Source organism: Halopseudomonas bauzanensis, assembly GCF_900114735.1.
Taxonomy (GTDB): domain Bacteria; phylum Pseudomonadota; class Gammaproteobacteria; order Pseudomonadales; family Pseudomonadaceae; genus Halopseudomonas; species Halopseudomonas bauzanensis.
Genome location: NZ_FOUA01000006.1, coordinates 166375 through 190507, shown reverse-complemented (window position 1 = coordinate 190507; position 24133 = coordinate 166375). Strand labels below are relative to the sequence as shown.

Annotated in this window: 17 protein-coding genes and 1 pseudogene; 5 read left to right on the top strand and 13 right to left on the bottom strand. The window is 61.3% G+C overall.

Translation table 11 applies throughout. The features are described from left to right. The first annotated feature begins 13 nt into the window (after positions 1–13). Together BM267_RS13700 and BM267_RS16820 are read left to right on the top strand one after the other, a co-directional pair. Positions 14–1164: pseudogene (locus tag BM267_RS13700) on the top strand (acyl-CoA dehydrogenase family protein). A 156-nt stretch (positions 1165–1320) separates the two neighbouring features. Continuing rightward, positions 1321–1494, top strand: a complete 174-nt coding sequence (locus tag BM267_RS16820; protein ID WP_169304583.1) for a hypothetical protein — start codon at positions 1321–1323, stop codon at positions 1492–1494. Positions 1495–1501: 7 nt separating this feature from the next. On the opposite strand, the gene BM267_RS13695 is transcribed toward BM267_RS16820, so the two are convergent. After that, the gene (locus tag BM267_RS13695; protein ID WP_036990830.1) at positions 1502–2143 is read right to left on the bottom strand and encodes a response regulator transcription factor; all 642 of its coding nucleotides are present in this window, start codon (positions 2141–2143) and stop codon (positions 1502–1504) included. A 17-nt stretch (positions 2144–2160) separates the two neighbouring features. Then, on the bottom strand, positions 2161–3612 hold the full coding sequence (locus tag BM267_RS13690; protein WP_051611068.1) for a sensor histidine kinase: 1452 nt from the start codon (positions 3610–3612) through the stop codon (positions 2161–2163). A 160-nt stretch (positions 3613–3772) separates the two neighbouring features. Between BM267_RS13690 and BM267_RS13685 the strand changes: the two genes are divergently transcribed. From BM267_RS13685 to BM267_RS13675, 3 genes are all read left to right on the top strand, one after another. Beyond that, entirely contained in the window at positions 3773–5392 is a 1620-nt protein-coding gene (locus tag BM267_RS13685; protein ID WP_074780820.1) for an acyl-CoA synthetase, read from the top strand. A gap of 145 nt (positions 5393–5537) precedes the next feature. Continuing rightward, positions 5538–6920 (top strand): solute carrier family 23 protein, encoded by a 1383-nt coding sequence (locus tag BM267_RS13680; protein ID WP_074780823.1) that lies wholly within the window; start codon positions 5538–5540, stop codon positions 6918–6920. A 126-nt stretch (positions 6921–7046) separates the two neighbouring features. Beyond that, positions 7047–7916 (top strand): MBL fold metallo-hydrolase, encoded by an 870-nt coding sequence (locus BM267_RS13675; protein WP_074780825.1) that lies wholly within the window; start codon positions 7047–7049, stop codon positions 7914–7916. Between the two features lie 4 nt (positions 7917–7920). Here BM267_RS13675 and BM267_RS13670 read toward each other — a convergent pair whose 3' ends face one another. The 11 genes from BM267_RS13670 to dnaE all read right to left on the bottom strand — a co-directional run bounded on the left by BM267_RS13670 (position 7921) and on the right by dnaE (position 24042). Further along, complete coding sequence (locus BM267_RS13670) at positions 7921–10998, bottom strand: error-prone DNA polymerase (RefSeq protein ID WP_074780828.1); 3078 nt, start codon at positions 10996–10998, stop codon at positions 7921–7923. After that, a complete protein-coding gene (locus tag BM267_RS13665) occupies positions 10995–12407 on the bottom strand; it encodes a Y-family DNA polymerase (RefSeq protein WP_074780831.1) in 1413 nt (470 codons plus the stop codon). The genes BM267_RS13670 and BM267_RS13665 overlap by 4 nt, the downstream gene beginning before the upstream one ends. 2 nt (positions 12408–12409) lie before the next feature. Continuing rightward, on the bottom strand, positions 12410–13015 hold the full coding sequence (gene imuA / locus BM267_RS13660) for a translesion DNA synthesis-associated protein ImuA (RefSeq protein ID WP_074780834.1): 606 nt from the start codon (positions 13013–13015) through the stop codon (positions 12410–12412). 168 nt (positions 13016–13183) lie between these two features. Beyond that, the gene (ispD, locus tag BM267_RS13655; RefSeq protein ID WP_074780836.1) at positions 13184–13876 is read right to left on the bottom strand and encodes a 2-C-methyl-D-erythritol 4-phosphate cytidylyltransferase; all 693 of its coding nucleotides are present in this window, start codon (positions 13874–13876) and stop codon (positions 13184–13186) included. Then, positions 13869–14144 carry a cell division protein FtsB gene (gene ftsB / locus BM267_RS13650; RefSeq protein WP_036990845.1) on the bottom strand — a complete coding sequence of 92 codons (276 nt, stop codon included), beginning with the start codon at positions 14142–14144 and terminating at the stop codon, positions 13869–13871. The genes ispD and ftsB overlap by 8 nt, the downstream gene beginning before the upstream one ends. Positions 14145–14171: 27 nt before the next feature. Then, on the bottom strand, positions 14172–15461 hold the full coding sequence (gene eno / locus BM267_RS13645; RefSeq protein ID WP_074781120.1) for a phosphopyruvate hydratase: 1290 nt from the start codon (positions 15459–15461) through the stop codon (positions 14172–14174). A 59-nt stretch (positions 15462–15520) separates the two neighbouring features. Beyond that, positions 15521–16366 carry a 3-deoxy-8-phosphooctulonate synthase gene (kdsA, locus tag BM267_RS13640; RefSeq protein ID WP_074780839.1) on the bottom strand — a complete coding sequence of 282 codons (846 nt, stop codon included), beginning with the start codon at positions 16364–16366 and terminating at the stop codon, positions 15521–15523. Positions 16367–16377: 11 nt separating this feature from the next. Further along, entirely contained in the window at positions 16378–18012 is a 1635-nt protein-coding gene (locus BM267_RS13635) for a CTP synthase (protein WP_036990848.1), read from the bottom strand. Positions 18013–18118: 106 nt separating this feature from the next. Further along, on the bottom strand, positions 18119–19444 hold the full coding sequence (gene tilS, locus BM267_RS13630; protein ID WP_074780842.1) for a tRNA lysidine(34) synthetase TilS: 1326 nt from the start codon (positions 19442–19444) through the stop codon (positions 18119–18121). A 1-nt stretch (position 19445) separates the two neighbouring features. Beyond that, positions 19446–20402, bottom strand: a complete 957-nt coding sequence (gene accA / locus BM267_RS13625) for an acetyl-CoA carboxylase carboxyl transferase subunit alpha (RefSeq protein WP_036990853.1) — start codon at positions 20400–20402, stop codon at positions 19446–19448. A gap of 115 nt (positions 20403–20517) precedes the next feature. Next, entirely contained in the window at positions 20518–24042 is a 3525-nt protein-coding gene (gene dnaE / locus BM267_RS13620) for a DNA polymerase III subunit alpha (RefSeq protein ID WP_036990856.1), read from the bottom strand. Positions 24043–24133 lie beyond the last annotated feature (91 nt).

The following is a 24133-nucleotide window of genomic DNA, read 5'->3' as shown; positions in this document are numbered from 1 at the left end:
GGGGACACGACCGATGCACGATATTGAACTCAACGAAGACCAGCGCATGATCCGTGACATGGCCCGCCAGTTCGCCCAGAGCGAATTGGCGCCGCGCGCCGCCGAATGGGACAAGTCCGGCTGGATCGACGACGCTGTGGTACGCCAGATGGGCGAATTGGGCCTGCTGGGCATGGTGGTGCCGGAAGAATGGGGCGGCAGCTATGTCGATTATGTTGCCTATGCCTTGGCCGTAGAAGAAATCGCCGCCGGTTGCAGCGCCACCGGCGCAATGATGAGTATCCACAACTCGGTGGGCTGCGGTCCTGTGCTCAAGTTCGGCACTCCTGAGCAACAGCAAGCCTGGTTGCCCGATCTCGCTGCCGGCAGGGTCATTGGCTGTTTCGCCTTGACCGAACCCCAGGCCGGCTCCGAAGCACACAACCTGCGCACCCGGGCGGTACTGGACAATGGCGAATGGGTAATCAACGGTGCCAAGCAGTTCGTCAGCAACGCCAGCGGGCGCAGCTGGCCATCGTCTTTGCGGTGACCGACCCGGAGCTGGGCAAGAAAGGCCTGTCGGCGTTTCTCGTCCCCACCGACAACCCTGGCTTCAAGATCGAGCGCATGGAGCACAAGATGGGCATCCGCGGCTCGGATACCTGCGCCGTGACCCTGGATAACTGCCGCATTCCCGAAGCCAACCTGCTCGGGCCGCGCGGCAAGGGGCTGGCCATCGCCCTGTCCAACCTGGAAGGCGGCCGTATCGGCATCGCCGCCCAGGCCCTGGGTATCGCCCGCTCGGCCTTCGAGGCGGCGCTGACCTACGCCCGCGAACGCACCCAATTTGGTGTGGCCCTGACCGAGCACCAGAGCATAGCCAACATGCTGGCCGACATGCACACCCGCCTCAATGCCGCACGCCTGTTGATCCTGCATGCCGCACGGCTGCGCACCGAAGGCATACCCTGCCTCTCGGAAGCCTCCCAGGCCAAGCTGTTCGCCAGCGAGATGGCCGAAGACGTCTGTTCCAAGGCGGTGCAGATTCATGGCGGCTACGGTTATCTTGAGGACTACCCGGTGGAGCGGCTGTATCGTGACGCGCGGATTACCCAGATCTACGAAGGTACAAGTGAGATCCAGCGGCTGTTAATTGCCCGGGAGTTGAAGAACTACGCATTGTAAGGATGGAAACGGCCGGGCCCCACGCCCGGCCGCCAATAAAAAAATACCGCCCGGATCGTTTATTAACGGAGTCTCGACTAACAATAAAGTGCGCAGCTGATACACTCAGCCAGCGCAAGACAAAAACAACAAAAAATAAAGCAGGAACCTGATGTCATGCATAAACATTATGTCAATGCCGTTACCATCGTCGCCTTTTTCATTGCTCTGCTGACCGTGCTGTCCATCATTGCCGTGCACCGCACCAATGTGGCTCATGCCAACCAGCCGGCTGGCATTCCCTGTCATACCCTGAGCTGTCACGCCATGAATCCAGGCCACTGGCTCTAACCTAGCCTCATCTCGCCTGTAGTTTGAACGGCTCGATCAGCCCCACGCCGATCGCCATACCTACCAGCGCCGGCAGGCTCGTGGCCTGCATCCGCTTCATCACCCGTGAGCGGTACAGGTCCACGGTCTTGACGCTGATGCCCAATTGCTCGGCAATCTCCCGGTTGCTGTAGCCCTGCACCAGCGGCAGCAGTACGTCGCGCTCCCGGGCGGTGAGCTGTTGCATACGTTCACGCACCGGATCACCCTGCCTCTGATCGACCACCGGTGCCTGGTACAGCCGCAGCGCACGCTGGACGCTGTCGAGCAGTAACTGCTCGTTATAGGGCTTCTCGATGAAATCCACTGCCCCACCGCGAAAAGCCCGCACCACAATGGGCACATCGGCATGGGCGCTGACGAAAATCACCGGCAGCTTGCTGCCTCGCTCGCGCAGCGCGTCCTGTACTGCCAGCCCGCCCATGCCGGGCATGCGTATATCCAGCAGCACACAGGCCGGCAGCTCTTCCAGGCAATGGTCAAGAAATGCCTGGCCACTGGTGAAGGGCAACGCTTGCAATCCGACCGACTCGAGCAGCCACACCGTGGAGTCCAACATCCCCTGATCGTCATCCACCACGTACACTCGCTGCTGCCGATCCAGCTCCATATCGCTTCTCCTGATCATTATTCTTGTATAAAGCCTACGTCCTGCAGCGCTGGCAGCCAGCTATACAGGCACAACCCACCCCGCTCGTCGCGCAGCGCCTCCAACCCACCACCGAAGCTCTCGACGATGCTCTGGCTCATGGATAATCCCAGCCCCAAGCCGTCGGGCTTGCTGGTATAGAACGGCGTGAACATGCTGTTCAACTGTTCATCACTGGCACCTGGCCCCTGATCGATAACCTGCAGATCCACTCGGCGTTCGTCTGTACTCAGCCGCAGGTAAACCTGTGATGGCGTATCCGGGTACTTGTCCCGGTTAGCCTCGATGGCATTGCGTAGCAGATTGAGCAATACCTGCTGCAATAGAATGGGATCGACATGGACATCCGGCAGAGCTTCGCCGATCTGCTGGATGATTTCCACCTGCTGTTGCTGCGCCTCCCAGGCGCACAGGCGCACTGCTTCCTGCGCCAGCAGTGCGGGGCTGATGCGCTGACCGCGGCGCGGCCCCTTGCGCAGGAAGGCACGCATGCGCTTGATCACCTCTGCCGCATGCTGGGCATGGCTGGCAATACGCTCAAGTCCCTGGGCCAGACGCCGGCCCGGTTCGCCACCCGGCTCCAGCGCCGCCAGATAGCGTTGACTGGCGGCGGCGTAATTGACGATGGCGGCCAGCGGCTGGTTGATTTCATGGGCGATACCGGAGGCCAGCTCACCGAGCGTCGCCAATCGCGTGGCATGTGCCAGCTCATCCTGCAGACGGCGGCTGTGCTCTTCACTGCGAATACGTTCGGTAATATCCCGCGACACACTGACAACCTCCACCACCTTGCCGGTATAAGTCTCCCGTATCGCCCGGCTGGCGGTTTCGAACCACAGATAGTGGCCGTCACGATGGCGGATCCGGTAACTGATGGTCAGATAGCCGTCCTGCTCAAGCGCGCTGTCATAGCGCTGCCTGATCTCGTCCCGCTCCTGGGGATGGAACAGATCGTGGATCTGCGTACCACGCAACTGCTCCGGCCATCGGCCAAGCAGCGCCCAGGCCGCAGGAGAAGCATCCAGAAACGTGCCTTCGGGCGTATGCCGGGAAATCAGATCCGTGGTGTTCTCGATGATCAACCGGTACAGACGCCGAGCGACCACTGCCTGCTGCTCATTGTTCAACGCCTCGGTAGCGTCTCGGGCACGGGCCAGTATCCGGTCGCTGGCCACCGGAATGAAGGTCCACAACAGATGTCGCTGACCGGGCGTTTGCACGGGCACCTCACTGATAGCCCGCTGCTGGCCGAGCGCTGCCGTTATCAGCTGCGCATGGTTGTGGGGCAACAGAATATCCGGCGCATTACCCGCAGCGAGCAGATCGTGCATGGCCGGGTTCCAACCGCACATCCTGCCGCTGGCATCGAACAAGCACGTCGGTTGCGGATCAGCAGCCTGCAGCAGGGAGGCATGCCCCTGATCCGACATGATTTTATCAGGCACCAGATCACCTTATAGTAATTATACCTATAGACCTTGGTAATACTTCCATAACAATTCCAGCTGAGATATAAACCACCCCATAAATATACGGCATTCTCGAATGGCCGTTATCAACAAGAGCTAACAAATGCCAAGGATACGATCCATGTCCATATATCAGGAAGGCCTGTCCGCTGGTGCGGTCAACCATACCGCCTTGTCGCCCCTCGGTTTCATCGAACGCGCTGCCAACGTCTATCCTCACTACCCTGCCGTGGTACATGGTGCCGTTCGGCGCACCTGGGCCCAGACCTATGACCGTTGCCGTCGTCTGGGATCGGCGTTGCAGGGCCGAGGCATCGGCAAGGGCGACACGGTAGCGGTCATGCTGCCGAACATTCCGGAAATGCTCGAAGCGCATTTCGGTGTCCCGATGATCGGGGCGGTGCTCAATACTCTGAACGTACGCCTGGATGCCGAGGCCATCGCCTTCATGCTGCAGCACGGTGAAGCCAAGGTACTGATCGCCGATCGCGAGTTCTTCGATATCGTGCATGCCGCTATCGGCATGCTTGATCACCCACCGCTGGTAATCGACGTAAACGACCCGGAGTACGGCGAGGGACAAGCCAACAGCGTCCTGGATTACGAGGCATTCCTTGCCGAAGGCGATCCCGAGTTCGTCTGGCAGGGGCCGGATGATGAGTGGGATGCGATCAGTCTCAACTACACCTCGGGGACCACCGGCAACCCCAAGGGAGTGGTTTACCATCACCGCGGCGCCTTCCTCAATGCCATGGGCAACCAGATGACCTGGAACATGGGTCAGCATCCGGTCTACCTGTGGACGCTACCCATGTTCCACTGCAATGGCTGGTGCTACCCCTGGACAGTCACCGCCATGGCCGGTGTGCATGTATTCCTGCGCCGGGTCGATCCGCAGAAGATTCTCAACCTGATCCATGATGAGCAGGTCACCCATATGTGCGGCGCGCCCATCGTGCTCAATGCCCTGGTAAACATGCCGCCGGAAGCCAAAGCTGCCATCGACCACCCGGTACATACCATGGTTGCCGGTGCCGCGCCGCCCGCCAAGGTGATTGGCGCGGTGGAAGAAATGGGCATCAAGGTTACCCATGTATACGGACTGACCGAGACCTACGGCCCGGTCACCGTGTGCGCCTGGCACGGTCATTGGGATGAATTGCCGCTGGACGAACGCGCCCGTATCAAGGCTCGCCAGGGCGTGCGTTACCCGACTCTGGAAGGGGTCATGGTCGCCGATCCACAGACCCTGCAGCCGGTGCCCCGCGATGGCGAAACCATTGGTGAGATCTTCATGCGCGGCAATACCGTCATGAAAGGTTATTTGAAGAACCCCTCAGCGACCGCTGAGGCCTTCGAAGGCGGCTGGTTTCACACCGGCGACCTGGGCGTATGGCATGCCGATGGCTATCTCGAGGTCAAGGACCGGCTCAAGGACATCATCATCTCCGGTGGCGAAAACATCTCCACCATCGAGGTGGAAGGTACGCTCTACCGCCATCCCGATATCCTGGAAGCGGCAGTGGTGGCCAGGCCCGACGAGAAGTGGGGTGAAACACCCTGCGCCTTCGTCACCTTGAAAGCCGGGCATCAGGCCAGCGAAGCGGACATCATCCATTTCTGCCGGGATCATCTGGCCGCGTTCAAGATACCGAAGAACGTGGTCTTTACCGAGCTGCCGAAAACCTCCACTGGCAAGATCCAGAAATACGTTCTGCGCGACTGGGCCAAGGCCGTCTGATGCGAGCTCTGCCGTAACTCGCCAGGCGTCCCGCGACTACCGCCCCGGGGCGTCTGGCAGCCAAGACTCTGTTTCACAACAACAATAAGCCGACCGATGGTCAGGCCAAGGGGCCTGCGCATTCCGTTGGGCACAGGAGTACTTCATGCAAGTCTACAAACGCACCGATGGTGCCGAACAACCCTTCTGGCCTTGCGGCCCCTTCAAGATTCGCCTGCCCTTCATCCATTACCGCTGGGAAATGGCCGAAATGCTCCAGGCCCTGATCATGTTTGTGGTCAGCCTCGGCATGATCCCGCTACTGCAGACCCATCTCGGCCTGCCCTATGATGTAGCGCTGGCCTATGTGGTGGTCTGCGGTGTTGGTTTCATGCTGCCGGCGCTACTCGGTGTGCCTTTTGTACCCGGCTGGATTACACCCGGCATTCCCGTGGTTCTGCTGTTCCTCGGAGACTTCGAACCCGGTCCGGAAGCCATTCAGGCATTGTTCGCCTTGCAGTTTCTGGTGTTTGTCATCTTCCTGTTCCTCGGTATCACCCGCCTCGGTAGTGTACTGGTCCGGCTGATTCCGAACTCGATGAAGGGCGGCATCATCATTGGCGCCGGTATTGCCGCACTGATTGGTGAAATCGAGACCGGTGGACGGCTGGCTGCCACACCATTCTCTCTGGTAATCGGCAGTCTGGTCTGTCTTTACTTGATGTTCTCAGTGTCCTTCAAGGGGTTGACCGAGCGGGTTCCATTTGCGCGCAAAGTGGTCAACTACGGCATGGTACCTGGCATGCTCGTGGCCATCTTCGTGGGTATCATCGTCGGCGAATATGAGATGCCCGATGTCCGCTTCGGCATCACCGCCCCCGCATTCGCCGAGATGTGGAACTACCTGCCATTCACCCTTGGCTTCCCGGATGCCAAGGTGTTCATGCTGGCCATACCCACAGCGGTCATTGCCTACATCATTGCCTTTGGCGACATCATTGTTGGCCAGTCTCTGATGCAGCGCGCTGACGAGCTGCGCACCGACGAAGTGATCGAGAACAACATTGACCGGGTGCACCTGGTGACCGCCGTCCGCAATGCGATGCATGCCTTTTTCGCGCCCTCTCCCGGTTTGGCCGGCCCCTTGTGGACGGCCGTTGCTGCCACCATGGCGGAACGCTACAAATATGGGCGCCATGCCATGGAGTCGATCTACAGCGGTGCCGGCACCTTCTGGATTACCGGCTTTCTGGCGCTGTTTCTGCTGCCGCTGGTGAGCTTCTTCCAGCCGGTCCTGCCGATCGCCCTGTCGCTGACACTGATTCTCACCGGCTATATCTGCCTGATGGTCGGTTTCGAGCAGCTCAACAATAATACCGAGCGCGGCATTGCCGGCACCATGGGCGTGGTACTGGCGGTGTATGGCGCAGGCTGGGGGCTGGCCGCCGGCGCCGCGCTGTATATCCTGATCGAGCGTACCCACCTGTTGAAGTTCCGCAGCCCGAGTGATCTCGATCAGCCGGAAGCGGAACAGGAGCAGCCCAGATGAGCAACACTACCGAACTGCCGCTCCGCCGATTCAGCTGGCAGCCATTCCATGCGTCGATCAAGAATACTTTCACGCGGTAATTGATTACCGCTGCCGGCTCGGGCCGGCGGCGGCTGGAGAATAGCTATGCGTACTTTCACCACCCTTGAAGGCAACAGTCAGCGCCTGGATGGCGGGGCCATGTTCGGTAATGCCCCCAAGGCCCTCTGGTCACGCTGGGTCGAGACCGATGAGCACAACCGCATCGCCCTGAGCTGTCGTGCCCTGCTGGTGCAGGAAAACGATCGCAATATCCTTATCGAGACGGGTATCGGTGCCTTTTTCTCGCCGCAGATGAAAGAGCGCTACGGCGTGGTCGAGGACCATCATGTGCTGCTCGACAACCTGGCCGAGATCGGATTGAGTCATGCGGACATTGATGTGGTGGTGTTGACGCATCTGCATTTCGATCACGCCGGTGGCCTGCTGAGTCCCTGGCAGGCCGATCAACCGCCCCAATTGTTGTTTCCCAAGGCCACCTTCATTACCGGCCAGCGCCATTGGGCGCGAGCCCGCCGACCGCACCCGCGGGATCGTGCGTCCTTCATTCCCGAGCTGCTCGGGCTGCTCGAAGCCAGCGGCCGGCTGGAGCTGATCCAGGACGGTGCTGGCTCCGCCACGCTGGGGCCGGGCTGGCGGTTCCGCTTCAGCGACGGACATACCCCGGGGCTGATGCTGCCCGAATTCGATATGCCCGACGGCCCGGTGGTGTTTCCCGGCGATCTGATTCCCGGCGCGCCCTGGGTGCACCTGCCGATCACCATGGGATATGACCGTTTTCCCGAGATCCTGATCGGGGAAAAGGAAGCCCTGCTCAATGACATGGTTGCCACGAACGGCCGACTGGTTTTCACCCATGACGCGCAGATGGCCGTGGCACATATCGAGCGAGACGGAGAATCCGGACGCTTCCGGGTGCGTGATACGTCCGGCAACCTGCAGTACGCCAGCAACTGACGCATCAGTGAAAATCCCGGCTGCGGGTCGCCAGGCCGTTGAGCATGTCTGTCAGGTCAACCAGCCGGGAGGCGATCAGATGACGCACTCCCTCCTTGGTTTCCAACCGGCCATAGACCTGCAACATGCTAGAATGCACCAGCTCCTTGCGTTGGCGCTCGGCCAGCGCACGCCAGACCACGACATTGACCATGCCATGCTCGTCTTCCAGGGTGACGAAGGTCACCCCGCTGGCAGTGCCGGGGCGCTGGCGACCGGTCACCAACCCGGCGACCGTCACCGGGCGGCCGTGCTCCAGGCTACGCAATTCGTTCGAATCCCGGCAGCGCAGCTGGCGTAATTTTGGTCGCAAGATAGCCATGGGATGGCGTCCCATGGTGGTGCCGACCAGTGCATAGTCGGCCTGCATCTCTTCGGCTTCCGATGGCAGGGGTAAGGTTACTGCGGCTTCCCTGATTGCCGGCTGCCCGGCAAACAGCGGCAGCTGGGGTTCGATGCCAGCCACGGCCCAGCGCGCCCGGTGCCGATTACCTGCCAATCCCCGCAACGCTCCGGCGTCCGCCAGCAGATCCCGGGCCCGGGCCTGCAACCCGGCTCGCCGGCTCAGGTCAGTGACATCGGTAAAGGGTTGCTGCTGGCGGGCCTGCTCGATACGCCCCGCATCCTCGACATGGAAGCCGCGCACCATACGCAACCCCAGACGAATACCCAGTTCGCCATCCCGGCCAGGCTCCAGCGAGCAATCCCAGGCGCTGTAACGCACATCCACCGGAAAGGTCTCGATACCGTGACGCCGGGCATCCTGCAGCAACTGATCGGGACTGTAGAAACCCATCGGCCAGCTGTTGATCAGCGCACAGGCAAAGGCCGCCGGTTCATGGCATTTGAGCCAGCTGCTGGCGTAGGTCAGCAAGGCGAAACTGGCCGAGTGGGATTCAGGAAAGCCGTACTCGCCAAAGCCCTTGATCTGCTCGAAGATGCGCTCGGCGAACTCGATGTCATAGCCGCGCTCCAGCATGCCCCGGGTGAGCTTTTCCCGATGCGGTTCCAGCCCGCCGCGGCGCTTCCAGGCGGCCATGGAGCGGCGCAGCTCGTCCGCTTCTCCGGCGCTGTAGCCGGCGGCGACTATGGCTATCTCCATGACCTGTTCCTGGAACAGGGGCACGCCGAGAGTGCGTTTGAGTACCTTTTCCAGCGCGGGGGAAGGATAGGTCACCAGTGCCTTATCATTACGCCGTTGCAGATACGGATGCACCATATCGCCTTGGATCGGGCCGGGCCGGACGATGGCTACTTCGATGACCAGGTCGTAGAACTCCCGGGGGCGCAGTCTCGGCAACATGCTCATCTGCGCCCGGGATTCGATCTGGAATACACCGATGGTGTCGGCCCGGCTGATCATGTCATAGGTCAGCTTGTCATCCGCCGGAATGGTCGCCAGGGTCAGTTCGCGCCCCCGGTAATGACGGACCAGATCGAAGCAGCGGCGCAGCGCGGTAAGCATGCCCAGCGCCAGGATATCCACCTTGAGCAGGCCGACGGCGTCCAGGTCATCCTTGTCCCACTGGATGATGGTGCGCCCATCCATGGCAGCGTTTTCCACCGGTACCAGGGTATCCAGCGGTTGCTCGGAGATGACGAAGCCGCCGGGATGCTGGGACAGATGCCGGGGAAAACCGATCAGCTGTCCACTCAGGGTCAGCACCCGGTGCACTATCGGACTGTCCGGATCGAAACCGGCCTCGCGCAGCCGCTCCGGTGTGGGGATATGATCGCTCCAGCGCCCACAACAACGGGCCAAGGTATCGACTTGCTCGGCCGGCAGCCCCAGCGCCTTGCCTACATCGCGCACGGCGCCAGCGGCGTGGTAGCTGCTGACCACGGCGGTCAGTGCGGCCCGGCGGCGGCCATAGCGGCGGAACACATACTGGATCACTTCTTCACGCCGCTCGTGTTCGAAGTCCACGTCGATGTCCGGCGGTTCATTGCGCTCGCGGGACAGGAAACGCTCGAACAGCAGGTTGCTGTGCGCCGGGTCGATCTCGGTGATGCCCAGGGCAAAGCACACTGCCGAGTTGGCCGCCGAGCCACGTCCCTGACAGAGAATATGCTGGCTGCGGGCGAAGCTGACGATGTCATGCACGGTCAGAAAATAGCTTTCATATTCCAGGTCGCAAATCAGCGCCAGCTCTGTCTCGATCTGCCCGCGCAGCTTGGCGGAAATACCGGCGGGCCAGCGCCAGGCGATGCCCTCCTCGGTCAGCTGTCGCAACCAGGACGCCGGGGTATGCCCTGCCGGCACCAGTTCGCGGGGGTAATGGTATTTCAGATCATCAAAATCGAACTGGCAGCGTTCGGCGATACGCAGCGTCTCGGCCAGCAACGCCGCCGGATAGGTATCGACCAGCCCCTCGCGACTGCGCAGATGCCGTTCACCATTGGCAAACAGGCGGTGGCCGGCCTCGTCCACCCGGCAGTGATGCCGAATGGACGTGATGGTGTCCTGCAATGCCCGACGCCCACGAGCGTGCATATGCACATCCCCGGCGGCCACCGCCGGGACATCCAGACTGGCGGCCAATGCTTGCAGCCGGGCCAGGCGCTGATCATCATCGGGCCCTCGATGCAGCTCGATAGCCAACCACAGGGTGGCGGGAAACCGCTCTTTCAGCCAGACACCGGTACTCACGTCCTCCTTCTCTGTCGGCAACCATAACGCCAGCAACCCGGACATATCGACGTCGATATCCTCACGCAGCAGCCGATAGCATCCCTTCTCCGCACGCCGCCGGGCCAGGGTGATCAACTGACACAGTCGTTGATAGCCCTGCAGGTTCTCCACCAGCAACACCAGCTTCGGCCCGTTCTCTACCTGCATTTCACTGCCGACGATCAACGGCAACTGGTGTTCCTTGGCCGCCTGCCAGGCCCGCACGATGCCGGCCAGGGTACATTCATCAGTGATCGCCAGGGCTTGGTAGCCGTGCTGACGCGCCCGGGCAAACAGTTCATCGGCATTGGAGGCGCCCCGCTGAAAGCTGAAGTTACTCAGGCAATGCAACTCGGCATAAGCCGCGCTCATGCGAACCAGCCTTGCAACATGAACGGCCCCGAGCCGTCGACCGCACGCCAGACCCAAGCCCGACGCCCGTCCCGGGTGCGGACCAGATAGTAATCCCGCCGCAGATCGCCGGCATCCCACCAGCCCGACTCGATGCGCTCGGGGCCCGCGATAATTTCGGGTACCAGGTCATTGAGCGGCTGCGGCTCGGTCAGCAACCAGCCCGGCCGCGGCCGGCCATCGTGTTGCTCTGCTCTGCCCCCCGTCACATCGGTACACCAACTGTGTTCCGGACGGTGATCAGCCACGGCGGCCAGCCCATACACGGCCTGGTCTCCCAAGCGGGCACGCAACCGTTCACGCAGCTGCTCCCAGGGCTGGGATTGTTGCGGGCGTTCGACAAAGAGTGTTTGTGACTGCGGTACGAAATCCGGCAGGTTCGGTGCCGACAGGCGCAGCGCCAGCACCGGGGCGGGCAGCTGTAGCTGTTCCAGGCGGCCGCGCGCCACATCGAACAATAACTGGGTATCACGCTCCGGCGTCAGCAGGCCCACCGGCACCGCGGTGGCAGCCAGACTGCGATGCTCCAGCGCCAGCATGAATTGCTGCACGCCGCAGTCCCGGCCAGCAAGGAAGGCATGCAGATCGGCAATCAACCGGCGTAGCGGAAACAGCAACGCCTGGTGGTTGTTGACCTCGAAGTTGAATTCGATCCGGGCAGCAAATTCATCAGCCGGCTGGAAGTTGCCGAGCGCCAGCGGCTGATGACCCAGCAGCGTATCCAGATGCCACAGCACATCCTTGGGGAAACGCCGCCCCAGCGTATCCCGGGGCAATACCAGCAGCTGTTTCACCCGCCGCAGCCCCATGCGGGCCAGGGCTGACACGATGTCGGCCGGCAAGCCACAGCGACTGATGGGCAGGCGTTCGACTTCCCTCCGCAGGGCAACATCATCCACAGCCAGACCGTCATGCACATTGGCCAACATCCGCGCCGCCGCCGGGTTGGGCGCCAATACGATGCGGTGCTGAAAGCCCAGCTCAGTCAGTTCGGTGCGCAAACGTTCTTCGAAACGCGGCCAGGGGCCGAACAGCCCCAGACTGGACTCGATTTCCAACAGCAGAGCCCGCGGATAATCCAGGCTGACATGGGAGCTGAAACGATAAGCCCAGGCGGCCAGGAAATGTTGCCAGTGATCGATCTGCTGTTGATCATACTCGGCCACGGCAAAACCACTGGTCAGTGCCTGCGCGGCAATCAGCGTCTGACCGGGCTTGAGCCCCAGCTGACGGGCTGCGGGATTGACTGCCCGGATGATTCGACGCTGCGCCGGACCGGCCACCAGCACCAGCGGCTGGGCCTGATCGTCACGGCTGCGCGATACGCCATCCAGCGCCAGTTGAGTGAGCAGAATACAGGCCCAGCGCATGGTCAGAGCGCAACCGACTGACCCGGCACCAGCGCGCCCCGGCATTTGAGCACCCGCACTTGTCGTGGCCGGCAATCCACTGCCAGACGCAGGGCGGCTGGCGATGGATTGACCGCTTCACGCAGAGAACGGCAGGCAAACCCCAGGGTCTGACCGGTCGCCGCCGCCAGTTGCAAGCGGCGCAATCCACGATCATCGATGCGCTGCGGCCAGCACAGCACCGCCGCGCAGCTGCCCGAGCGCAGACATTGCTCCGCCGCCCACAGCGACTCCCGCTCGGGCGCATCGATCAAGGTCATCCAGCGCAGATCGACGCCGGCCTGGAGCCAGGCGTGGGGATAGGGAACATGAGGCGGTGCCACCAGCACGATCCGTTCCCCCGCCCGGGTCAGCCGCGCCAAAGTCGGCCACAACAACTGCAGCTCTCCCGCGCCAGGCGCCGCCAGCAGAATTTCACTGAGCGCCGCCTCCGGCCAACCACCGCCGGGCAGCAGCGCATCCAACTGCGGGTGACCGGTGGGCTGAGCCGCAGCTGGCGTGGCCTCGCCCCGCCCTTTCCATACCCGCTGCTGGCGCAACAGGGCATCGAGCGACACCACCGCACTCATCGGCCCTGCTCCAAAAACAAGGCAGCAGAGTCAACCTGCACAAACCGAATAGGAGAGGAATAGCCAACCATGAGGACACCGTTACACTGTATAGGCATACAGCATATTGAGTACCCCAACCGCGGTCAATCTGCAGTGGATGAATGGATGCCTGGGGTGGTCATCAACTCAACGCCGCCGGAGAAACTCCAGATCTTCCGGCCGGGTCACCTTGATATTATCCGCTCGCCCTTCCACCAGCCGCGGCGCCTGGCCGGCCCATTCCATGGCCGAGGCTTCATCGGTGATCGCCACGCCGGCCGCCAGCGCGTCGCTTAACGCTGTGCGCAGCGCACCGAGGCGGAACATTTGTGGGGTATAGGCCTGCCAGAACAGTGAACGATCCGGAGTAGAACTGACCCGGCCATCCGGCCCGGCCAGTTTCAGGGTATCGCGCACCGGCACCGCCAGCAGCCCGCCGATGGGATCATGCTGCAGCGTAGCCAGCAGCGTCTGCAGATCGGACTGAGCCAGATTGGGCCGGGCGGCGTCATGCACCAGCACCCAGTCCTGCTCCCCGGCGCCCAGCGCCGTGAGCGCCTGCAGTCCGTTGAGCACCGAGTCGGCCCGTTCACGGCCACCATCGGCCCGGGTAATGCGCGGATCACACGCGCAGGCCAGTTCCGGCCACCATTCATCATCTGGCGACAGGCAAACCACCAGGCCGGACAAGCCGGGCTGGTCGAGAAAACAGTCGAGGGTATGTTCGATCAGACAGCGCCCATTCAAGGGCAGATATTGCTTGGGACGATCGGCGCGCATGCGCGAGCCGACGCCGGCAGCAGGAATGACCACCCAGAAAGACAGCGGGTGGTCAGTCATTACCGCTCAGCTGGAACAGGGTTTCGCCTTCCTTGACCATGCCCAGCTCATGCCGGGCACGCTCTTCGATGGTTTCCAGCCCCTGCTTCAGCTCGATGACCTCTGCGGTGAGCACGCGATTGCGCTCCAGCAGCTTCTCATTCTCGCTCTGCTGACTGGCGATGTCCTGCTTGAGCTGGGTGACATGCGCCAGACTACCCTCGCCCACCCACAGTCGATACTGTAAGGCGGCGAGCAAGGCCAGTGATATCACCCAGAGCCATTTCAAACGGGCAGTCTCCCCGGAAGCCGATTATCAGCCACGAAACTCGGCACGGCCCTTGTAAGGCGCCTGACCAGCCAGTTGCTCTTCGATACGCAGCAGCTGGTTGTACTTGGACACCCGGTCGGAGCGGCACAGCGAGCCGGTCTTGATCTGACCAGCAGCGGTACCCACCGCCAGGTCGGCGATGGTGTGATCTTCGGTTTCACCGCTGCGATGCGAAATCACCGCAGTGAAGCCAGCCGCCTTGGCCATCTGGATGGCTTCAAGGGTTTCAGTCAGCGAGCCGATCTGGTTGAACTTGATCAGGATGGAATTGCCGATTTTCTCGTCAATACCGCGCTTGAGGATCTTGGTATTGGTCACGAACAGATCGTCACCGACCAGTTGCACCTTGGCCCCGATCTTATCGGTCAGCACTTTCCAGCCAGCCCAGTCGGATTCGTCCATGCCGTCTTCGATGGAGATGATCGGATAACGTTGGCTCAGGCCCGCGAGGTAGTCAGCAAAACCGGCAGCATCGAATGCCTTGCCTTCTCCGGCCAGGTCATATTTTCCATCCTTGTAGAACTCGCTGGCAGCGCAATCCAAGGCCAGGGTTACGTCTTCACCCAGCTTGTAACCGGCATTGGCAACCGCTTCGGCAATGGCACCCAGAGCATCTTCGTTGGACGCCAGGTTCGGTGCGAAACCACCCTCGTCACCTACCGAGGTGCTCAGGCCGCGCGCCTGCAGTACCGCCTTGAGATGATGGAAGATCTCGGTGCCCATGCGCAGCGCATCAGCGAATGTCTTGGCGCCTACCGGCTGGACCATGAACTCCTGGATATCGACGTTATTGTCGGCGTGCTCACCACCGTTGATGATATTCATCATCGGCACCGGCATGCTGTACTGGCCGGGTGTGCCGTTCAGATCAGCAATGTGTGCATACAGCGGCACGCCCTTGGCCTGGGCAGCCGCCTTGGCAGCAGCAAGGGAGACCGCGAGAACGGCGTTGGCGCCCAGCTTGGCTTTGTTCTCGGTACCGTCCAGCTCAATCATGGCGCGATCCAGACCGGTCTGATCCAGCGCATCACGGCCGACCAGCAGTTCACGGATGGGACCATTGATATTGGCAACGGCTTTCAATACGCCCTTGCCCAGGTAGCGGCTCTTGTCGCCATCGCGCAGTTCCAGCGCTTCACGGGAACCGGTGGAGGCACCGGAGGGGGCGCAGGCACTGCCGAGGATGCCGCCTTCCAGAATCACATCCGCTTCAACGGTCGGGTTACCGCGCGAGTCCAGTACTTCACGACCCTTGATTTCAATGATCTTCGCCATGATTGCTGCTTTCTCCATCTGAAACATGCTTTAAGAAGTTAAAGGGGTTTGCCTGCCGCTCAGGCAGTTTCAAGTTGCGGGAAGCCCTTTACCAGATCATCCAGCGCCTTGAGCTGGGTGAGAAAGGGTTCCAGCTTGTCCAGCCGCAGGGCGCAAGGGCCGTCGCACTTGGCATTGTCCGGGTCCGGGTGCGCTTCGAGAAACAGACCGGCCAGGCCCTGGCTCATGCCGGCCTTGGCCAGATCAGTGACCTGGGCGCGCCGTCCGCCCGCCGAGTCGCTGCGCCCTCCGGGCATCTGCAGCGCGTGGGTCACATCGAAGAATACCGGGTACTCGAACTGCTTCATGATGCCGAAGCCGAGCATGTCCACTACCAGGTTGTTGTAACCGAAGCTGGAACCGCGTTCGCAGAGAATCAGCTGATCGTTACCGGCCTCTTCGCATTTGGTCAGGATATGCTGCATTTCCTGAGGCGCCAGAAACTGCGCCTTCTTGATATTGATAACCGCGTCGGTCTTGGCCATGGCCACCACCAGATCGGTCTGCCGGGACAGGAAGGCTGGCAACTGGATGATGTCACACACTTCGGCCACCGGCGCTGCCTGATGAGGCTCGTGCACGTCGGTAATGACCGGTACCTTGAAGGTCTGTTTGATCTCTTCGAAGATCTTCAAACCTGCTTCCATGCCCGGACCACGATAGGAGTTGATCGACGAGCGATTGGCCTTGTCGAAGCTGGCCTTGAACACGTACGGGATACCCAGCTTGCGGGTAACCTCGACGTATTCTTCGCAGATACGCATGGCCAGATCACGGGACTCCAGCACGTTCATGCCGCCAAACAGCACGAACGGCTTATCGTTGGCTATATCGATGTCGCCAACGCGGACTATCTTCTGCGCCATAGCGTAGATCCTCAGGCTTTCTTGGCTGCACGCTGCTTCAGCGCGGCATTGACGAAGCCGCTGAACAGCGGATGACCATCACGCGGCGTGGAGGTGAACTCGGGGTGGAACTGACAGGCGACGAACCAGGGGTGATCCTCGACCTCGACCATTTCCACCAGCGCACCATCCATCGACCGCCCGGACACTTTCAGGCCACTCTTCTGCAATTCAGGCAACAGGTTGTTGTTGACCTCGTAGCGGTGACGGTGACGCTCGACGATCACATCCTGGCCGTAGCAGTCGCGGGCCTTGCTGCCGGCTTCCAGGGCGCATTCCTGCGCGCCCAGGCGCATGGTACCGCCCAGGTCGGAAGACTCGTCACGGGTCTGCATTTCGCCGGTGGCGGTCTGCCATTCGGTGATCAGACCAACTACCGGATGCTTGGAAGTCTTGTCGAATTCGGTGGAGTTGGCATCATCCCAGCCCAGGATATTGCGGGCGAACTCGATGACTGCCACCTGCATACCCAGGCAGATACCCAGATAGGGAATCTTGTTTTCCCGGGCATAGCGCACGGCGGCAATCTTGCCTTCCACGCCGCGCAGGCCGAAACCACCCGGCACCAGAATGGCATCCACGTCTTCCAACTGGCCAGTGCCATTCTCCTCGATGATTTCCGAGTCGATATAACGCACATTGACCTTGGTGCGGCTCTGGATGCCAGCGTGGCTCAGGGCTTCGATCAGCGATTTGTAGGCATCCAGCAACTCCATGTACTTACCGACCATGGCGATGGTGACTTCCTTCTCCGGATGCAGCTTGGCATCCACCACCCGCTCCCACTCGGACAGATCGGCACTGCCGCATTCCAACCCGAAACGCTCGGCGACATAATCATCCAGGCCCTGGGCATGCAGGATGCCGGGGATGCGGTAGATGGTGTCGGCGTCCGGCAGGCTGATGACCGCACGCTCCTCAACGTTGGTGAACAGGGCGATCTTGCGCCGGGAGGCCAGGTCGATCGGATGATCGGAGCGGCACACCAGCACGTCGGGCTGCAGACCAATGGAGCGCAGTTCCTTGACCGAATGCTGGGTCGGCTTGGTCTTGGTTTCGCCGGCGGTGGCGATATAGGGCACGAGTGTCAGGTGCATCAGCATGGCGCGTTTGGCGCCCACTTCCAGACGCAGCTGACGGATGGCTTCGAGGAACGGTTGCGACTCGATGTCCCCCACGGTGCCGCCCACTTCAACCATGGCCACATCGGCATCGCCGGCGCCACGGATGATGCGGGTCTTGATTTCATCGGTGATATGCGGAATCACCTGGATGGTGGCACCCAGATAATCACCACGGCGCTCCTTGCGCAGCACGTCTTCATAGACGCGACCGGTGGTGAAATTGTTGTTCTGGGTCATGCGGGTACGAATGAAGCGCTCGTAGTGCCCCAGGTCCAGATCGGTCTCGGCCCCATCATGGGTGACGAAGACTTCGCCGTGCTGGAACGGGCTCATGGTACCCGGATCCACGTTGATGTAGGGATCCAGCTTGAGCATGGTGACCTTGAGGCCACGTGCTTCGAGAATCGCCGCCAGGGATGCCGAGGCGATGCCCTTGCCCAAAGAAGATACAACACCACCCGTGACGAAGATGTAGCGCGTCATGAAAAACCCGTAGATTGAAGTTAGGCGACCGCAGTCGCAAGGAATCGAAGGGAGACCAAAGTCTCGTCAAGATGGGAAGTCAGGATACCAGACAGCCCCACCTTGCTCAATCTAAAACCGGCTCCCAGCACACACTGAATCCGGCCTCACTGGAGCCTGCTGCTGCCCCTTCGGCCGTCCAGCGGCCAGCCACCGAAATCAGTTGGTTGTCGCAGTATAGCAAGGGGATTGCCGGCCGCAGCCAGACTGGAATGCCAGCCTGCTGGAACAGATCCTTGAGACTCTGACGCGGCCGACCGGGCAGCTTGATTTGCTCACCACCACATCGATAGCCGATGCGCCAGACACCCTCCCGGATCGCGATGCCAGCACCGGGCCGCAGATACAGGCGGCCATTGCCTGCCGTCAGCCGGGTGTCGGTCAATTGCGCCAGCGGCTGATCGACCCCGGCGGGCACGCCCCCGGCCGGCAACAACCACAGGCGTCCCGACGAACGGTGTAGCTGCGCGCCGTCCAGCTGCACGATCGGCTGACCGTCCGCCGCAGCGCCGAGCTGACTCATCAAGCTGTGCAGATGGCGCTGGTCCGGCAGCCTGATGGCATGGCTGTGCAACCAATAGCGCAGCAGGTTCTTTTGCCGTGCCGCAGTCAAGGTGGCGAGGATCGTCATGTCCAGACTGGGCCAGCAACACAGCCAGTCATCGATCACTCCACCCGCCGCCAGCGATAGGTCTTCAGCGGCCCGCTCATCCAGCAGTTCGTTAGCTTCGGTAGCATGCTCGGCCAATCGCAGCAGGTTCTGCGGCATGCTCGGCCAGCGCTGGCGTAACTGTGGCAGCAGCTCGTGGCGCAAGGCGGTTCGGGCGTAACGCGGATCGGCGTTGGCCGGATCATCGATCCAGTTCAATTGTCGATGGCGGGCCCAGTCAGCGAGCTGTTGACGCGACCAAGGCAGCAGCGGCCGCAACAGCTGACCTGCGCCCAATACGCGGCTGCTCGGCATACCTGCCAGCCCGCGCAGACCGGTGCCGCGCAGCAGGCGAAACAACAGGGTTTCCAGCTGGTCATCGGCGTGATGGGCCAACAGCAGCCAGTCTCCGGTCTCCAGCAACCGCTCGAATACGCCATAGCGGGCATCCCGCGCCAGTTCCTCGATGCTACCGCCGTCTGGCAACTGCACCCGCTCGATATGCAGGGGAATATCCCGGGCAGCACATTCGCGTGCGCAATGCTCAGTCCAGCGGTCCGCATCGGTGTGCAGGCCGTGGTGTACATGAATGGCTTTGAGATGAGGCAGCGGATGGTCGCGGCGCAGTTGCACCAGGGCGTCCAGCAGCACCATGGAATCCAGCCCACCGGACAACCCCAACCAGCAGGCCGGGGCGCCCCTACAGGGCGCCAGCTGTTGCAGCAGCCCCTGCAGAGTGAACATGTTACTTGATACCGAAAGCCATCAGGCGCTCGTAGCGACTGTCCAGCAGTTCTTCGGCAGACTGCTCGTCCAGCTTCGCCAGCTCGGCAAGCAGTTGCTGCTTGATCCGCGCCGCCATGGTTTCCGGCTCGCGATGAGCGCCGCCCAGCGGTTCGGGGATCAGATTATCGACCAGACCCAGTTCCTGCAGGCGACTGGCGGTAACCCCCATGGCCTCAGCAGCGTCGGACGCCTTCTCGGCCTTCTTCCACAGAATCGAGGCGCAGCCTTCGGGAGAGATCACCGAGTAGATGGAATACTGCAGCATCATCAGCCGGTCGCAGACACCGATAGCCAGCGCACCACCGGAGCCGCCCTCACCGATAACGGTGGAAATGATCGGGGTCTTCAGACGCGACATGACCTGCAGGTTCCAGGCGATGGCCTCACTCTGGCCACGCTCTTCGGCATCAATGCCGGGATAAGCGCCGGGGGTGTCGATGAATGTCAGGATTGGCATATTGAAGCGCTCGGCCATCTGCATCAGGCGGCAGGCCTTGCGATAGCCTTCGGGCTTGGGCATGCCGAAGTTGCGACGGACCTTTTCCTTCACGTCACGGCCCTTCTGATGGCCGATAATCATCACCGGCCGGCCGTCCAGGCGGGCAATACCACCCACGATGGCGGCATCATCGGCAAAGTGACGATCGCCATGCAGCTCTTCGAAATCGGTAAAGATGTGGCGGATGTAGTCCAACGTATAAGGGCGCTGCGGATGCCGGGACATCTGAGCCACCTGCCAGCTCGACAGGTTGGAGAAAATGCTCTCGGTGAGCGAACGGCTCTTGTCCTGCAGACGGGTGATTTCTTCGGTGATATTCAGCGAATTGTCGCTGCCCACCAGACGCAGCTCTTCGATCTTGGCCTGCAAGTCGGCAATCGGCTGTTCAAATTCGAGGTATTTCTGGCTCTTGATCATAAGCGTCGATTATCCGCGTGGCCCCGCGTCGGGGCATCCTGTTTTTTGCGTTACCTTACGGGATTGCCTCGGCTGCGTCGAGCAGCCCGGTCCCGTGAGAATGTCTGAATTCGGTTTATCTATAGTGCAGGGAGACGCTGCCTTTACCCAACTGGTCACGTAGCGTCTGCACCAGGTCATCAGCCGGCTCCACCCGCCATGCTTCGCCCAGGCGCAGCATGGCCAGCGCATCAGGGCGCTGCACTTCGATGGTGACTGCACATTCGCCCTTATACTTCTGCAACACGCCGGCCAGCCGGTTGAGACAGTCCGGACCGTGCCGGCGCGTATCGAGATTGATGCGCACACTGTCCAGCAGCGAGGTGCGCGCCTCTTCCAGGCTCATGACCCGCTTGGCGCGCACACGCATGCCACCGGAGAAATCATCCACCGCCACCTCGCCTTCCACCACCAGCAGCGCATCTTTCTGCAACAGCGATTGCGCCGCCTGATAAGCCTCGGCAAACAGCGAGACCTCGACCCGGGCCGAGCGGTCATCCAGCGTCACGAAGCCGACCTTGTCACCACGTTTGCTTTTCATTACCCGCAGATCGAACACCAGACCGGCGATGGTCTGCGACTCGCGCGAGGGCTTGAGGTCGATGATCCGCTGCCGGGCGAAACGGCGAACCTCCTTTTCGTATTCATCGATAGGGTGGCCGGTCAGGTACAACCCCAGGGTATCCTTCTCACCGCGCAGGCGCTCCTTGAAGGTCCACTCCCGCGCCTGACGATAGGCTTCATACACATCCCGCTCGGTGGACGGCCCGAGCAGGTCGCCAAACAGGTCGTCGTGACCACTGTCGGCGCTGCGGTGGGTCTGTTCGGCGGCGGCGATCGCCTCTTCCATGGCAGCTGCCAGGGCGGCGCGATTGCGGTCGACCTGTTGCAGATAGGCCTGCTGTTCGGTATCGAAGAAGGGGCCCAGCGAATCCAGCGCGCCGGAGCGGATCAGCGCTTCCATGACCCGCTTGTTGATTCGCTTGAGGTCGACCCTGGCGCAGAAGTCGAACAGGTCGGCGAAGGGACCACCTTCCAGGCGGGTGTTGACGATCGTTTCCACCGGCCCCTCCCCCACGCCCTTGATAGCGCCGAGACCGTAGACCACGCTGCCGCTGTCATCCACGGTGAACTTGTATTCGGAGAGGTTCACATCCGGCGCCTTCATCCGCAGCTTCATGCTGCGGCACTCCTCGATCAGCGTCACCACCTTGTCGGTGTTGTGCATATCCGCCGAGAGCACCGCGGCCATGAACGGAGCCGGATAGTGGGCCTTGAGCCAGGCGGTCTGGTAAGAGACAAGACCGTACGCAGCCGAGTGCGACTTGTTGAAACCGTAACCGGCGAACTTTTCCACCAGGTCGAAGATATTGCCCGCCAGGTCGGCGTGAATGCCGTTGTTCTGGCAGCCTTCGAGGAAGATCGCCCGCTGTTTGGCCATTTCCTCGGGCTTCTTCTTACCCATGGCCCGGCGCAGCATGTCCGCACCGCCAAGGGTGTAACCAGCCATCACCTGGGCAATCTGCATCACCTGTTCCTGATACAGGATGATGCCATAAGTCGGCTTGAGCACCGGTTCCAGACCGGGATACTGATAATTCGGGTGCGGGTAGGAAATCTGTTCGCGGCCGTGTTTACGGTTGATGAAATCATCGACCATGCCCGATTGCAGCGGGCCGGGGCGGAACAGGGCCACCAGGGCGATCATGTCTTCCAGGCAGTCAGGCTTGAGCTTCTTGATCAGCTCCTTCATCCCGCGCGATTCCAGCTGGAATACCGCGGTGGTCTCGGCCTTCTGCAGCATCGCGTAGGTGGGCGGATCATCCAGTGGGATGCGGTCGATGTCTACCGGCTCCAGGCCTTTGCGCGCCTGTTCACGGTTGATGGTCTCCATTGCCCAATCGATGATGGTCAGGGTACGCAGGCCCAGGAAGTCGAACTTCACCAGACCGGCAGCCTCGACATCGTCCTTGTCGAACTGGGTTACCAGGCCCTCACCGGCCTCATCGCAATACAGCGGCGCAAAGTCAGTCAGCTTGGTCGGCGCAATTACCACGCCCCCGGCGTGCTTACCGACGTTACGGGTGATGCCCTCCAGCTTCAGCGCCATGTCCCAGATTTCCTGGGCTTCCTCATCAACCTGCAGGAAATCGCGCAGGATTTCTTCCTGCTCATGGGCCTTGGCCAGCGTCATGCCGACCTCGAAGGGAATCATCTTCGATAGCTTGTCGGCCAGACCGTAGGACTTGCCTTGAACCCGCGCCACGTCACGTACCACCGCCTTGGCCGCCATGGTCCCGAAGGTGATGATCTGCGATACCGCATCGCGGCCGTAGGTGTCGGCCACATACTCGATCACCCGATCGCGACCCTCCATGCAGAAGTCGATATCGAAGTCAGGCATGGAAACCCGTTCCGGGTTTAGAAAGCGCTCGAACAGCAAGTCGTATTCCAGCGGATCCAGGTCAGTGATCAACAACGCATAGGCGACCAGCGAACCCGCTCCGGAACCCCGGCCGGGGCCGACCGGCACGCCGTTGTTCTTGGCCCACTTGATGAAGTCCATGACCACCAGGAAGTAACCGGGAAAGCCCATCTCGATGATGATATCCAGCTCGAACTTCAAGCGATCGAGGTAGACCTGGCGGCGTGCTTCGTAGTTTTCCGACTCGGGCGGCAATACTTTCTTGAAGCGCTCTTCCAACCCTTCCAGCGAGACCTGGCGGAAATAGTCGTCCATGGTCAGGCCGTCGGGCACCGGGAAGTCCGGCAGATAGTAGGTACCCAGTTGCACGTCGATATTGCAGCGCTTGGCGATTTCCACGCTGTTGGCCAGCGCTTCAGGAATGTCCGAGAACAGCTCGGCCATTTCCTCGGGTGACTTCAGATACTGCTCTTCGCTGTACTGGCGTACCCGGCGCGGATCATCCAGCGCCCGGCCTTCGCCAATGCAGACGCGGGTTTCGTGGGCTTCGTAATCTTCCCGGTAGATGAAACGCACATCGTTGGTGGCCACCACCGGACAATCATGCCGCGCGGCCAGGGCGACCGCGGCGTGCAGGTGCTCTTCATCATTGGGCCGTTTGGTGCGCTGCAGTTCAATATAGAAACGGCCGGGGAAGACTTCCATCCAGTACCGCAGCAGGCTGTCGGCATGGGCCGGATCACTGGATAGCAGGGTCTGGCCGATCTCTCCCTCCTTCGCACCGGACAGGGCAATCACGCCTTCGCTGGCCTCGGCTACCCATTCGCGGCGGATAGTGACCAGACCATTACGCTGGCCATGCGTGTAGCCGCGCGAGATCAGCTCGGTGAGATTGCGGTAGCCCTGACGATCCATGGCCAGCAGGGTCATGCGGCTGAGGTGGTTCTCGTCTTCCTCGCCGGTCAGCCAGATATCCACCCCGGAAATCGGCTTGATACCAGCCCCCATGGCGGTCTTGTAGAACTTGACCAGGCTGCACATGTTGTTCTGATCGGTCACTGCGACCGCCGGCATCCCTGCCCCGCCCACCGCCTTGATCAACGGCTTGATCCTGACCAGGCCATCGACCAATGAATACTCGCTGTGGACACGCAAATGGATGAAGGAAACGCTCATGTCTGTCCTGATTCGGAGGCTGGGGAATTAGCCGGGTGATTGTAACGGTGGGGGGAGCTGGGGGCCAGTCTGGCAGAAAAGCTTCGCGGCC